The sequence below is a fragment of the Photobacterium lucens genome, assembly GCF_009873615.1.
Lineage (GTDB): Bacteria > Pseudomonadota > Gammaproteobacteria > Enterobacterales > Vibrionaceae > Photobacterium > Photobacterium lucens.
This window is the reverse complement of record NZ_SSMG01000288.1, coordinates 1-13,671: the sequence shown is the minus strand read 5'-3', so window position 1 is coordinate 13,671 and position 13,671 is coordinate 1. Positions and strand designations below refer to the sequence as shown.

Sequence of the window (13,671 nt, the reverse complement as noted above, 5' to 3'; positions counted from 1 at the left end):
GCACAAAAACGGGGGCGGCCAAAATTCCCGAACTATAGACCACCATAGCGAGATAAAAACATGCGCAAATCATTAGTAGCACTGAGCGTTTTAGCAGCAACAGCTCTACCATCACTAGCAAATGCAGCTGACTACTCTGATGACATCCACAAGAACGATTACAAGTGGATGCAATTCAATTTAATGTACGCTGTTAATGAGCTGCCAGGTGAATCTGATCATGATTACCTAGAAATGGAATTTGGCGGTCGTTCAGGCATTTTTGATTTATACGGCTACGTTGATGTTTTCAACCTTACTAACAGTAAGAGCAGTGACAAAAACGGCGCTGAAAAAATGTTCATGAAATTTGCACCTCGTTTATCACTAGATGCAATGACTGGTACTGATTTATCTTTTGGCCCTGTACAAGAACTGTACATCGCTACACTTTTTGAGTACTCAGGCAACGCAGGTTACACAAAAGCGGTAACAGATAAAGATGGCAATATTGTTTCTTATGAAGGCCAAGGTGTTAACAACGCTAAAATTGGTCTTGGTTCAGACATCATGGTGCCGTGGTTAGGTAAAATTGGCTTCAACGTTTACTCTTTCTACGACATGAATGCTAAAGACTGGAACGGTTACCAAGTTTCAACAAACTGGTTCAAACCTTTCTACACATTTGCAAACGGTAGCTTCCTATCTTACCAAGGTTACATCGACTACCAATTTGGTATGGATAAGAAAGTTGCAGGCCTAAATACATCAAACGGTGGTGCAATGTTTAACGGCCTATACTGGCACTCAGATCACTACGCAATTGGTTACGGCCTAAAAGCATACAAAGATGTATACGGCCTAAAAGATGGTGGTTTTGCAGGCAAGACATCTGGTGTTGCTCACTACTTCAGCCTTTCTTACAAGTTCTAATATTTCTTGTAAATGGCTTAAAAGGCGCTTTTATAGCGCCTTTTTTGATCCTGTGATTTACCAATGATGTTAGTATCTTACGCAAGATAGCGAAGAATGGATGTAAACGTGAAGATCACAGTATTAGGTGCCGGAGCCATTGGTTCTCTTTGGGCTGTTGCATTAAAGCAGCAACAACATGATGTCCAAGTTTGGACACGCTCTTCTAACCCTGAATATTCGGTTAATTACCAAGCCCTAAATGATAATCCACAACCCTTTCTCTTTACTGCTAATAGCATTGAACACCTCTCTCAAAGTGACTTACTGCTTGTTACCGTTAAATCATTTCAAGTGGAAATGGCATTAGCACCAATCATTAACTATATCCCAGCTTCTTGTATTATCGTGATCATGCACAATGGCATTGGTAGCCAAGAAATCATTAAGCAACGGTTACCTACCCACGATATTTTGTACGCTACAACCTCACAAGCAGCGCTCAAATCAGAGGAACTCTTAAGGCATACTGGTAATGGACAAACCTTTATCGGTGCAATGCAAACAAATACGCCTCGAGATTTTTCAACCATAGCAGATCTACTAGATCAAGTTTTAACACCTTGCAGATGGCACACCGACATCATGCAGCCTTTGTGGCAAAAGCTGGCGATTAACTGTGCTATCAATCCATTAACAGCAATCAACCAATGTCCTAATGGTGAATTGGCACAAGCGCAATATCAAAGCCAGTTAAAGCAGATTTGTAATGAAGTGGCACTGGTAATGACGGCTGAAGGCTATCAAACCACGGCGCAAACGCTTTACGATCAAGCATTAATGGTTATTCGCGCAACAGCTAACAACTATTCTTCTATGAACCGTGATGTTTTTTATCAGCGTCAAACCGAAATAGACTATATTACGGGCTATCTTATTCGCCGAGCGAAACAATACGATATTGCTATACCTGCCAACCAGCAGTTATGGCAACGCATCAAATCAATGGAGTCCTCATATCATGCATGAGCAAACAAAAGTGCTTCCTCGTGTGGCTGTGTGCCTTGCCCCTGGCAGTGAAGAAATGGAAGCTATCAATACCATTGCGATTCTAAAACGCGCTGGTTTTGAAGTCGTCGTTGCAAGTAGCGCTGAAGATGGCGCGCTGATTATAGATGGCTCACGAGGGATCAAACTGGTTGCTGATACCCCATTAATCGCCATTGCTGATGAGCAGTTTGACTGTGTGGTATTACCGGGTGGATTAAAAGGCGCTGAGCATTTTCGTGATAGCCCACTGGTCATTGAGTTTGTCAAACAGCACCATTATGACGGTAAATTAATTGCGGCAATTTGTGCCACACCCGCAGTTATGTTTATTCCTAATGAGTTATTTTCTCAATCGTTAATGACCTGCCACCCGGCTTTCCAAAGTCAAATTCCAGAAAAGCAATTGCGTGTAAAACGTGTCGTTTACGATAAAAATACCCGTTTACTCACCAGCCAAGGACCGGGTACAGCGCAAGAGTTTGCGTTAGAGATCGTGACTCAATTAAAAAATAAAGCTAAAGCCGCTGAAGTTGCCGAACCTATGGTGGTATGGCCGAACATGCATTATGACGTGTTGCCTCGCACTTAATATTAATAGCTTAAACGGTTAGAAAACAAAAAGCCTCGCAACATTTGCGAGGCTTTGTTTTATCTTTTAAATACAAGCATTCAGATTATAGAGGACGGTAAACTTTTACGTTCTCAAAACCATTTTCTTTTAAGTAAAGCGCTTGTAGACGGCTCATCACGCCACGATCACAGTACAATAGGTAAGTCTTATCTTGTGGTAAGTCACCGAACTGTGTTGCTAGCTTGTAGAACGGTAAGTGTTTTACTTCAATACCTTCAAGCTCTAGTGGGCTTTCGTCTTCTTCGTCAGGGCTACGAATATCAAGTACGATAGCATCGCCAGCCACTTGATCAACTAACTCAACCTCAGGCGCTTGCTCTTGGCTTTGCTTTTCGATGTCACGAATATCCATCACACGTGCCTCGTCAACAACACGATCAAGAATAGCGAAATCAAACTTATCTTCTTCCGCTTCTAACTTCGCTTTCACTGCTTTTACTGTTGGGCTCTTAGAGATCACACCACAGAACTCTGGCATCGTCTTGGCAAAATCTTCAGTACCAATTTCACGCGCTAGGTTGATGATATCTTCTTTATCCCAGTTAATAAGTGGACGTAAGATCAAGCTATCTGTCACACCGTCAATGTGGCGAAGGTTAGTTAGGGTCTGGCTTGATACCTGACCTAATGCTTCACCAGTAACAAGTGCTTCGATACCAAATTTATCAGCCACTTTACCCGCAGCACGCATGAACATACGTTTTAGGATCACGCCCATTTGGCCATCATCAACTTTTTCTAAGATCTCACCTACAACTGGTTCGAAATCGATAGCGATGAATTTAACTTTCGCTGAAGAGCCGTATTTGTTCCATAGGTAGTGAGCGACTTGCTTCACACCGATCTCATGTGCAGGGCCACCTAGGTTAAAGAAACAGTAATGAACTTTACTACCACGTTTGATGTGTAAGTAACTTGATACACCTGAGTCGAAACCACCAGAAATCAAGCTTAGCACGTCTTCTTGTGTACCTAATGGGAAACCACCTAGACCTTCGTGACGGCAAAGCACTAAGTTAAGTAAGTTATGTTCGATTTCGATATTAACGGTAACATCAGGCTTTTTCAGACGAACCTTTGCCGTTTCAATCGCTTGGTTTAGACCACCACCGACGTAGCGCTCTGCTTCGATCGATGTAAAGTCGTGCTTACCCACGCGTTTTGCACGTACACAGAATGTTTTACCTTCAATCTCAGGCGCAACAAGTGCGAGGGTTTGCTCAAAGACATTATGAAGATCAGTAAATTCCGTTTGCTGTACTTCAAGCGTGTGGTGAATACCCGGTGTTTGTGTCAATACCGCTAGAACCATGTCGCGCTTCGATTCATCCGGCTCATTAATTTCCAGTGAAAAACGACGGTTATAGACACTAACAGATTCAGACTGACGCTTTAGGATAATGCGTAAATTAGACTCAAGAATTTTGATAAAACGCTTACGCACTGAATCACTTTTAACAAAAATCTCTGGATGTGGTTTAACAATAAATTTCATAACACGCTTCGCTTCACTGGGCTAACAGTACAGAATAGAACCCATTTATTTACGGATGATATAGCAGATCATATCGCGCAAAGTAATGGAGAGTACCAAACGGAATTAAAGGCGCGAATTATACAGCAAGCTCTCGACCACTGAAACAAAGATATGAAAACTCACTAAGTTATCTGCTGTCGTCACTGCTGCGCGTCATTAGCTTTCAATTATATTTACCTTAGTCACGATCATCTAAAGCGGCAACTCTCATTCATAAAATGCGCGTTCAGCAATGCAATGTATCTCTTTTGCTTCATATTATGAATATAAAAAATAACGGCAGTATTACGACTGCCGTTATCAGTTATTTATACCACTTATAAACACAGATTATTGCGAACTAAAATCACTGCTTATTTCATCTGTCTCGTGGGGTTTACCTTGCATAATAGAGATTTCTACACGACGATTTTTCGCTCGTCCTTCCTTGGTCTTGTTATCAGCAATCGGCATAGTGTCAGCTAATCCCACCACGCGCATTTTGGTGTGATCAAACCCTTTCACTTTTTCCATTTCTTGAGCTACCGATACCGCACGCTGCGCTGATAGATCCCAGTTAGAGCGGTAAAGCTCTGAATCCATCTGATCGTTAGCAGTATGGCCCGACACCCGAATAATACCCGGTACGTCTTTCACTAATAACGCAATCTGGCGAACCAATGGCTTGAATTTGGGCTGAAGAAAAGCCGACCCTTCAGGAAATGCGCCTTTTTCACGAATACGGATCACCAATTGTTGGCCAAGATTCTCGATTTCAATGACTTTATCGCTAATTTCACGCTCTAAGGCTTTGGTGAGCACTTCTTTTAGCTGATTTTGCATTTTATCGAGCTCTTCTTGCTCGTTCTCATTATTCTCTGTCGCGGTTTTCTTACTTTGACCACCGGTTAAATTGCCAGCATCACGTTGTGTACCACCAGCACGATCTGAATCGCCTTCATGAAAATCCAACGTTCGCTGCGTCATATCAATGGTCTGCTGCATGATCACTTCAATCGGTGTTGGCTCTGGACGACCAGGGCGAAACTCTTGAGCTATCACGCTAGTGCCTTTAGGAATGTCATTGACTTCCAACATGTTTTGCACCCCGAAAGCATATTTCATCGAACCTGCAATTTGCTTGAACTTCAACACATCCATTTCAGAAAACGACAACAACAACACAAAGAAACACATCAGCAAGGTCGCAAGATCGGCAAAAGTCGCCATCCACGGTGGCGCTCCTTTTTTACATTTGCATGCTTGTTCTTCCATTTGACCGTCTCTTACTCGTCAATGATGCTGCTGCGCTTTTTCTCATGAAGATAATTTTTCAGGTAACCATCAATCACACGCGGGTTTTGTCCATCTTGGATTGCTAACACGCCATCAAGAATAAGACGCTTGTTTAAACGCTCTTGCTCTTTACGCAAGGTTAATTTATCAGCAATAGGGATCGCTACCATGTTTGCCAACATTGAGCCGTATAAGGTTGTCAACAACGCCACCGCCATAGCAGGGCCTATTGACTTTGGATCATCCATGTTTGAAAGCATGGCAACCAAACCAATCAAAGTACCAATCATGCCCATCGCAGGGGCAACATCACCAAACGATGAAAAAATACCCACCCCTTGTTCATGTCGCTCATTAGTCAAGGCAATATCTTTTTGCAGTGTGCCACGTACCACTTCCGCATCATGCCCATCTACCAACATATCAATGCCTTTACGCATAAATGGATTAGCAATTTCCATTTCTTCTAAGGCTAAAAATCCCCCTTTACGTGCGGCATCTGCCATTTCTACAATTTTTGCAATGAGCTCTTCAGGATTGTCGGTTTTAAACATGAAGGCTTTGACAGCGATTTTTGCTGCACCAAAAAATTGACCAATGTTGTACTTCATCAAGACAACAAAAGTACTCCCACCCAATACAATCAATACCGACGGTACATCAAAGAACATCACGAGATCGCCGCCAAGCAGCATCGCCATGACAATAAATGCGAATGCCCCAAGCAATCCTATAAGCGTTGCCAAATCCAAAGCATGTTCCTCTTTTGCTAGGTAAATATAACTGGCTTGCGTTTATTGACACTCAATTAACACATAAAGATCCTTTACAGAGATAATACGATTTAAACTAAGTCAAAACTTTAAAGCCACCACCAGATTCATGATTTAATTTGCTTAAATTTGGCAGCGAGTTATGAATTTCCTCCGCAAAGTAACTCTTTATCGACCACTACAGTTTTTCATTTAGCTTTTTCTTAACCAATAAATGATGACTATTTATGAAAATTACTGTCTGCGACACAGATTACTGTGACATAATTTGACCCCAGTAATTCTCTACGTTATTTTTCCTGCACTTAGATAAGAGTGAAAATGATATGGCAGCAAAAAAACCAGAAAATATGGCATTCGAAGCCGCCCTTGATGAGCTAGATGCCATTGTCAATGAACTAGAATCTGGCGATATTCCACTCGAAGATGCGCTAAAAAAATTCGAACGAGGCATTGCCCTTGCTCGTAGCAGTCAACAAAAACTGACGCAAGCAGAGCAACGTGTAGAAATTTTGCTTCAGGCAGATGATGAAGCTCCACTGACTGATTTTGAACCTAGCCATGACGAATAGTTCTTCTTTATCACTATCCCTTAAGTGCTATCAACAACGCAGCAATGAAGTATTAGCCCATTGGCTAGCAACGCAACCTTTTGCTGATAAAGCCTTACTTAAAGCCATGCAGTATGGAACATTACTGGGTGGTAAACGTGCGCGCCCATTTCTTACCTATGTAACAGGTGAAATGTTAGGTGTGACTCAAGATGATCTTGATACACCAGCAGCCGCGGTTGAATGTATTCATGCTTATTCATTAATCCATGACGATTTGCCTGCAATGGATGATGATGCGCTACGTCGTGGTCAACCAACGTGCCATATTGCATTTGATGAAGCGACAGCGATTTTAGCTGGCGACGCGCTACAAACCTTGGCATTTGAAATTTTAGCAAATGGTCAATTGAGCCAAGATGGTAATACCCAACGTATTGCTATGGTAAGTGAACTAGCAAAAGCATCAGGTGCTGCTGGCATGTGCCTTGGACAAGCCTTAGATCTTGATGCTGAAGGCAAACATGTTGGATTAGAACAACTAGAATTAATCCACAGACACAAAACAGGGGCATTGATCCGCTGTGCCGTTCGCTTAGGGGCGCTAGCTGCTGGTGAGAAAGGTATCGCGATTTTGCCGCACCTTGATAAATATGCCGAAGCAATTGGCCTTGCTTTCCAAGTTCAAGATGACATTTTAGATGTGATCAGCGATACCGAAACACTCGGTAAGCCACAAGGCTCAGATCTTGAACTTGATAAGAGCACATACCCCGCTTTGCTTGGCCTTGAAGGCGCGCAAGAAAAAGCGCAGCAACTTTATCAAGAAGCACTACAAGCATTAGCGGCTATACCCTACAATACATCCCAATTAGAAGTTTTTGCCCGATACATTATCGAACGCAAGAGCTAAATCCGTATAAGCGCCGAAACTGTTATGACCTTGGATATCTCAAAATACCCTCATCTGGCCCTTGCTAACACGCCTGATGAATTACGATTATTGCCAGCTGAAAGCCTTCCACAAGTATGTGATGAACTTCGTACCTACTTGTTGAAATCTGTTAGTCAGACCAGCGGCCACTTTGCATCAGGGCTTGGCACTGTCGAGCTCACGGTTGCCTTGCACTATGTCTACAACACCCCTTTTGATCAGGTGATCTGGGATGTTGGCCACCAAGCTTACCCACATAAGATCTTAACGGGTCGTCGTGATGACATGGCAACCATTCGTCAAAAAGACGGTTTACACCCTTTCCCTTGGCGTGGTGAAAGTGAGTACGATACGCTTTCTGTTGGTCACTCATCTACCTCGATCAGTGCTGGTTTAGGTATGGCGATCGCAGCAGAAAAAGAAGGCCAAGGTCGTAAAGTTGTCAGCATTATTGGTGATGGCGCAATCACTGCGGGTATGGCATTCGAAGCCATGAACCATGCGGGTGATGTACACAGCGACATGCTCGTTATCTTAAACGATAATGAAATGTCGATTTCTGAAAACGTTGGCGCATTAAACAATCATTTAGCACATCTGCTTTCAGGTAATTTCTACACTTCGATCCGTGAAGGTGGTAAGAAGGTGTTATCTGGTGCGCCACCCATTAAAGAAATGGTTAAGCGTGCAGAAGAGCATATCAAAGGCATGGTTGTTCCAAGCACCATGTTTGAAGAGCTTGGTTTTAACTACATTGGCCCTATTGATGGTCACGATGTTCATGAGCTAGTTAAAACACTGAAAAACATGCGTAACCTTAAAGGCCCGCAATTTCTTCATATTATGACGAAAAAGGGTAAAGGCTATGCGCCAGCTGAAGCTGATCCAATCAATTACCATGCTGTACCAAAATTCGATTTAAGCCAAAACCCACTGCCGAAATCGAAAAGCGCGAGCCCGACTTACTCTAAGATCTTTGGTGATTGGCTATGTGATATGGCTGCCGTTGATGACAAGCTTATGGCGATCACACCCGCAATGCGTGAAGGCTCTGGTATGGTACGCTTCTCAAAAGAGTACCCAGATCAATACTTTGATGTCGCAATTGCCGAACAACACGCAGTGACGCTCGCGACAGGTATGGCAATTGGTGGTTACCACCCTGTTGTAGCAATTTACTCAACCTTCTTGCAACGTGGTTATGATCAACTTATTCACGATGTGGCGATCATGGACTTACCTGTCATGTTTGCTATCGATCGTGCAGGTCTTGTTGGCGCTGATGGTCAGACTCACCAAGGTGCGTTTGATATTAGCTTTATGCGCTGTATTCCTAATATGGTGATCATGGCACCAAGTGACGAAAACGAATGTCGCCAGATGCTTTACACAGGTCATAAACACCAAGGCCCAAGTGCAGTTCGTTACCCTCGTGGTACTGGCATGGGTGTTGAAATTGAGCAAACCATGACTGAACTTGAGATTGGTAAAGGCGTGATCCGTCGTCACGGTGAAAACGTGGCCATTCTAAACTTTGGTAGCATGCTAGGTTACGCATTAGAAGCCGCAGACAATCTGAATGCTACAGTTGCGGATATGCGCTTTGTTAAGCCACTGGATGAAGAGTTAGTACTAGAGCTTGCTAAGACTCACGATGTTATCGTAACAGTGGAAGAGAATGCGATTGCTGGCGGTGCGGGCAGCGGTGTGGTTGAGTTCTTAATGAAAGAAAAATGTATTAAGCCTGTACTTAATCTTGGTCTGCCTGATCGTTTCATTGAACAAGGTACACAAGCTGAGCTACACGAAATGTTAGAAATTGATGGTAAAGGTATCGAGAAACAAATTCGCGCTTACCTTGCGAAATAACGATAACCTAGCTATCAAACTATTTAGCTAACACCATTATTTCGCATCAGCATAAATAGTAACAAGAAGGTTTTCACTTACTCTTAGTGAAAACCTTTTTTATTGCCTAATTTAGCCTTTATCACGGCAATCCCATCATATCTCAGCTAATCATCGACCTTTTTTAAGATAACCCCTTCATAGCCTTTTATATCTACATATTGAGTAGGTTTTTCAAGCGAACCATCATAATTTACACGCTGATAATACCCTGGTAATGAGACGCGTATTGGCTCTGTTTGATAAAATTCCATCTGGTTACGGTACTTTGTTCCACGATATAACACTAAGCCTTGAGTATATTGCCGAGCAATCACACCATCTTTAGGCACATCCTTAAACCAACCTGTTCTATAAAGCCAAAACCAATTCGCAGGCTCTAATTTTATATCTGAAATTTTGCGGTCAGTTGTCAGTGCTTTTCCTGTTTTCGACTGCCAGTGAACTGGATCAAAGCCTTTAGGGATCGAAGCAGGCTTACCGATATCAACAGCGAGTAATTTCTGTGGTTGATATGCCCAATTTTTCGGAACCCCACCTTGATACCAAATCGCTTTTCCTAATGCATTTTGATCCGCTTCTGTATTACTACTGCCATAAACAAAAGTCTGATTCCAACTGTGATAATAGGTTTTATCGGGGATATTAAACAGATAATACAGCGCAAGCCCTGTGTAGATATCCGACTCCCACGCTTGTTTACTCAGTGGCTGTTGCTGACTTTTACCACCACGAGTAGTAGTCATAATCAAGCTCTTATCACCAAGCGCAGCTAGCGCATAGCTCTCCCAATAAGACTGTAATCGCTCTAAACCAATAGCAGGACTTAAATAATGCTCTCGTAGCCAGACATCCACCACACCTCTTAATTGCTCAGGCCAATCAGGGTATTCCCATAAATTCAGCTCAGAAATATTGGCTGACAACCAATGACTGCCAGTTGTCTTTTTCACTCTCTCAAAAAAGTCTGACATTTTCGCGGCATAATAACCTGCCGCTTTTGATGTTCCAGCGACAATAGGCGCTTCCAGAATTTGCCCACCAATTAGCACTTTAAATTGATTGGCACTAAACAGCTTTGCCATATCATCATTGTAAGCCCCAGTTAAGCCTTGTCTTTTCCAGTCATACTTGTACCAATTCGCATGGTTTTGATTAAAAGCATCATCGTTAAAATTGGTACGATACCAACAGCTTCCAGCCCACATTTTTCCGGTAGGAATCACCCTTGCTTGGTGTTTAAATCGTGCACTCGCCGATTGATTGGCTCTTTGTAGAAACTCATCATCATCCACATAACCATCCCCATTAGGATCATTGTTAGGATCCCATCCTGGAAACATCATAGTGGCAGTAGATAAGCTCCCCGATGTGTTAATAATTTCAAGCCAAGGTTCAATATTAACCCCTTTCACTTCTTCCTTATGCTTCCAGTTCAAAGCAACTACCCAACTCCGATAACCTGCCTTTAAGGCTTTATTTCCAGTATTTAATTCACGCCCCTGGAACATCGCATGAGTGGGTAACCAACGCTGATTAATTCGGCCAAACCATTTCCCTTCCCGTTGGATCCAATGCACATCAGCTTTTTCGAGCCCTGCAATATCACCGGCTTTATTCGCGTTAGCAATCCATAGCTCAGGATGATCGGCACTTTCAACCACCAGGGTTTCAAAAGGGTAAGCAGCATGAAGAATAATCTGCTCATTGGCATTAACGGTAAGAGGAAATCTAGCAGTCGCAAAGTTATTGTTGCGGATCAGCAAGCTCAACATCGGCTCACCATTTAAAAGATAATCAAGCCCTTTACTTTGATCGGGAACGGTAAGTTGAGTGTCATTCTTATAATGCATATAACCATTTTCAGGATCTTGTCCTTCTTGATAAGCATGATAATGGAGCCAACCTTGCTGCTCATCGGGTTTACAATCAAGCTTATGGACATAGATATAACCCATGGCGATAGTTTTCTTATTCAGAGCGACATCTTGTAAACTGCCAAACACCGCATCAGCATGCTCTGCTTCCCAGCGTCTAACATCCATAATTGAATTTAACTCAGATATCGCGGTAGGTTGTTGCCAATTACCGGTAAGAACCCAAGCTGTTGCCGTTGATGGATAGACTTGTCCATCAGCCATTGAAGCAAAGGTTAATAAGCCAACACTGATTATTTTTAGATAGGTGCTCATAGAGCAATCTCTTCTCTCTATCTACATAATTTGAGACTAGTTAAACCGTCAGGTTAATGATGAAAAATAAATCATTTTATTAGGAATGCGACACATGAATATGTGTCTTATAAGAAGATGTTTGTATTAAGTAAATATATGGCATTAAAAAACGGCAGTTGGAGTTCCAACTACCGTTATAACGCTACAGAACAATGAGCCTCTATTGCGCTAATTGCAAATTAGTTAATTGGTCGTAGGGATGGGAAAAGAATAACATCACGAATAGTATGAGAATTAGTAAATAACATCACTAACCTATCAATACCAATACCTTGGCCTGCTGTTGGCGGTAAACCAAACTCTAATGCGCGGATATAATCTTCATCATATTGCATTGCTTCGTCATCACCCGCATCTTTGGCTACCATCTGCGCTTTAAAACGGCTGTCTTGATCTTGAGCATCATTAAGCTCTGAGAAACCATTCGCTACTTCTCTGCCACCAACAAAGAACTCAAAGCGATCGGTAATAAATGCGTCTTCATCACTTCGACGTGCTAAAGGTGAAATATCAGCGGGATAACCGGTTATGAATGTAGGCTGCAATAACTTAGGCTCTGCTGTCTCACCAAAGATTTCTTCAAGCAATTGACCGCATGTCCAGAATGACTCAACCTCAATGCCTACTTCTGTGGCAATATCAACCATCAACTCTTTATTTTTAACTTGTTCGTAGCTTAAATCTTGAATACGACGATTGTCAGGGTTGTAATACTGGATTGCTTCTAACATCGTCATGCGAGTATATGGGCCAGAAAACTCAATGACATGCTCACCATATGGCAAGGCTGTTGTACCGCATAACTCTTTCGCAACAGAACTTAACAGATCTTCGGTAAAATCGATTAAATCATTGTAATCAGCATATGCCATATAGAATTCCATCATTGTGAATTCAGGATTATGGCGTGGTGAAATACCTTCATTTCGGAAGTTTCGGTTAATTTCAAATACGCGCTCAAAACCACCGACAACAAGACGTTTTAGGTACAGTTCAGGCGCAATACGAAGATACATATCAATATCTAACGCATTATGATGAGTGATAAAAGGACGCGCAGACGCACCACCGGCTATCGGGTGCATCATAGGAGTTTCTACTTCCATGAATTGATGTTTAAGCATGAATTGACGAATCGCGGCAACGACTTTAGAACGCATAATCATTGTATTGCGAGATTCTTCATTAATGATCAAATCAACATAACGCTGGCGATAACGTTGCTCTTGATCTGTTAGACCATGAAATTTTTCAGGTAACGGACGTAGCGCCTTTGTTTGTAATTCATATTCATCCATATTGACGTAAAGCTCACCACGATCAGAACGATGCACTTGTCCTTTAACACCGATAATGTCGCCAATATCTAAACCATGATATTTTTCTTTTAACTCTTCTTGTACTTGCTTATTTGCATATACTTGAATACGACCAGATACATCTTGTAGCACCATAAAAGGGCCACGCTTAGCCATAATTCTCCCTGCTACAGATGTCGTATAAGTATTACATATCAAATCATCTTTTGATTTATTTTCAAAATCTTTAATTAATTCTTTAGCTAATTTCAAACGACGAAAGGTATTAGGGTGACCACTCGCTTTACTCTCTTTTCTTATATGTTCAAGCTTCGCTCTACGTTCAGCGATTAATCTATTTTCATCTACTTCATTATTATCCAACATAACATTTCCTTATCACTTAATTACATATAAGAAACACTCAACAATAAAATGCAACTTTACTTTTATGTTTGCCTTTACCATTTAATCTAAAATAAATATTCCAAAAATAAAAAACGTGATCTATGACAAGAAATAAAGAAAGTGAATGTTTATTTAATTACATTGAAAATGAAAAATGAAATTACATTTAATAACTTCGATT

General features: G+C 41.8%; 11 protein-coding genes. 6 read left to right on the top strand and 5 right to left on the bottom strand.

What is annotated here, in order from left to right; all coding sequences use genetic code 11:
* The first annotated feature begins 60 nt into the window (after nt 1-60).
* From E5A76_RS12455 to E5A76_RS12445, 3 genes are all read left to right on the top strand, one after another.
* Nucleotides 61-912: a nucleoside-specific channel-forming Tsx family protein gene (locus tag E5A76_RS12455; RefSeq protein WP_053988598.1), complete on the top strand. Its 852-nt coding sequence runs from the start codon at nt 61-63 to the stop codon at nt 910-912.
* A gap of 108 nt (nt 913-1,020) precedes the next feature.
* A complete protein-coding gene (gene panE / locus E5A76_RS12450; protein ID WP_316247330.1) occupies nt 1,021-1,920 on the top strand; it encodes a 2-dehydropantoate 2-reductase in 900 nt (299 codons plus the stop codon).
* Nucleotides 1,913-2,530 carry a DJ-1 family glyoxalase III gene (locus E5A76_RS12445; protein ID WP_161119128.1) on the top strand — a complete coding sequence of 206 codons (618 nt, stop codon included), beginning with the start codon at nt 1,913-1,915 and terminating at the stop codon, nt 2,528-2,530. Before panE ends, E5A76_RS12445 begins: the two co-directional genes overlap by 8 nt.
* 85 nt (nt 2,531-2,615) lie before the next feature.
* Here the strand turns inward: E5A76_RS12445 and thiI are convergent, their stop codons facing one another.
* The 3 genes from thiI to pomA all read right to left on the bottom strand — a co-directional run bounded on the left by thiI (nt 2,616) and on the right by pomA (nt 6,136).
* Nucleotides 2,616-4,067, bottom strand: a complete 1,452-nt coding sequence (thiI, locus tag E5A76_RS12440) for a tRNA uracil 4-sulfurtransferase ThiI (protein WP_161119127.1) — start codon at nt 4,065-4,067, stop codon at nt 2,616-2,618.
* A gap of 372 nt (nt 4,068-4,439) precedes the next feature.
* Complete coding sequence (locus E5A76_RS12435) at nt 4,440-5,363, bottom strand: flagellar motor protein MotB (protein ID WP_053988602.1); 924 nt, start codon at nt 5,361-5,363, stop codon at nt 4,440-4,442.
* 11 nt (nt 5,364-5,374) lie between these two features.
* Entirely contained in the window at nt 5,375-6,136 is a 762-nt protein-coding gene (gene pomA, locus E5A76_RS12430; protein ID WP_053988603.1) for a flagellar motor protein PomA, read from the bottom strand.
* A gap of 347 nt (nt 6,137-6,483) precedes the next feature.
* On the opposite strand from pomA, the gene xseB reads away from it, so the two are divergent.
* From xseB to dxs, 3 genes are read left to right on the top strand one after another with little or no spacing between them, the layout of a single operon-like run.
* Complete coding sequence (xseB, locus tag E5A76_RS12425) at nt 6,484-6,729, top strand: exodeoxyribonuclease VII small subunit (protein ID WP_008986358.1); 246 nt, start codon at nt 6,484-6,486, stop codon at nt 6,727-6,729.
* Nucleotides 6,719-7,621 carry a (2E,6E)-farnesyl diphosphate synthase gene (gene ispA / locus E5A76_RS12420; protein ID WP_053988604.1) on the top strand — a complete coding sequence of 301 codons (903 nt, stop codon included), beginning with the start codon at nt 6,719-6,721 and terminating at the stop codon, nt 7,619-7,621. The genes xseB and ispA overlap by 11 nt, the downstream gene beginning before the upstream one ends.
* A 24-nt stretch (nt 7,622-7,645) precedes the next feature.
* Nucleotides 7,646-9,511: a 1-deoxy-D-xylulose-5-phosphate synthase gene (gene dxs / locus E5A76_RS12415; protein WP_161119126.1), complete on the top strand. Its 1,866-nt coding sequence runs from the start codon at nt 7,646-7,648 to the stop codon at nt 9,509-9,511.
* Nucleotides 9,512-9,657: 146 nt separating this feature from the next.
* On the opposite strand, the gene E5A76_RS12410 is transcribed toward dxs, so the two are convergent.
* Both E5A76_RS12410 and lysS read right to left on the bottom strand, forming a co-directional pair.
* Nucleotides 9,658-11,742: a hypothetical protein gene (locus E5A76_RS12410; RefSeq protein WP_161119125.1), complete on the bottom strand. Its 2,085-nt coding sequence runs from the start codon at nt 11,740-11,742 to the stop codon at nt 9,658-9,660.
* Between the two features lie 221 nt (nt 11,743-11,963).
* On the bottom strand, nt 11,964-13,469 hold the full coding sequence (lysS, locus tag E5A76_RS12405) for a lysine--tRNA ligase (RefSeq protein ID WP_161119124.1): 1,506 nt from the start codon (nt 13,467-13,469) through the stop codon (nt 11,964-11,966).
* Between the last annotated feature and the right edge of the window lie 202 nt (nt 13,470-13,671).

Coding starts and splice junctions, on each gene's coding strand:
- xseB (WP_008986358.1), top strand. CDS start 6,484: ATGGCAGCAAAAAAACCAGAAAATATGGCATTCGAAGCCGCCCTTGAT.
- dxs (WP_161119126.1), top strand. CDS start 7,646: ATGACCTTGGATATCTCAAAATACCCTCATCTGGCCCTTGCTAACACG.
- E5A76_RS12445 (WP_161119128.1), top strand. CDS start 1,913: ATGCATGAGCAAACAAAAGTGCTTCCTCGTGTGGCTGTGTGCCTTGCC.
- ispA (WP_053988604.1), top strand. CDS start 6,719: ATGACGAATAGTTCTTCTTTATCACTATCCCTTAAGTGCTATCAACAA.
- E5A76_RS12410 (WP_161119125.1), bottom strand. CDS start 11,742: ATGAGCACCTATCTAAAAATAATCAGTGTTGGCTTATTAACCTTTGCT.
- lysS (WP_161119124.1), bottom strand. CDS start 13,469: ATGTTGGATAATAATGAAGTAGATGAAAATAGATTAATCGCTGAACGT.
- E5A76_RS12455 (WP_053988598.1), top strand. CDS start 61: ATGCGCAAATCATTAGTAGCACTGAGCGTTTTAGCAGCAACAGCTCTA.
- thiI (WP_161119127.1), bottom strand. CDS start 4,067: ATGAAATTTATTGTTAAACCACATCCAGAGATTTTTGTTAAAAGTGAT.
- E5A76_RS12435 (WP_053988602.1), bottom strand. CDS start 5,363: ATGGAAGAACAAGCATGCAAATGTAAAAAAGGAGCGCCACCGTGGATG.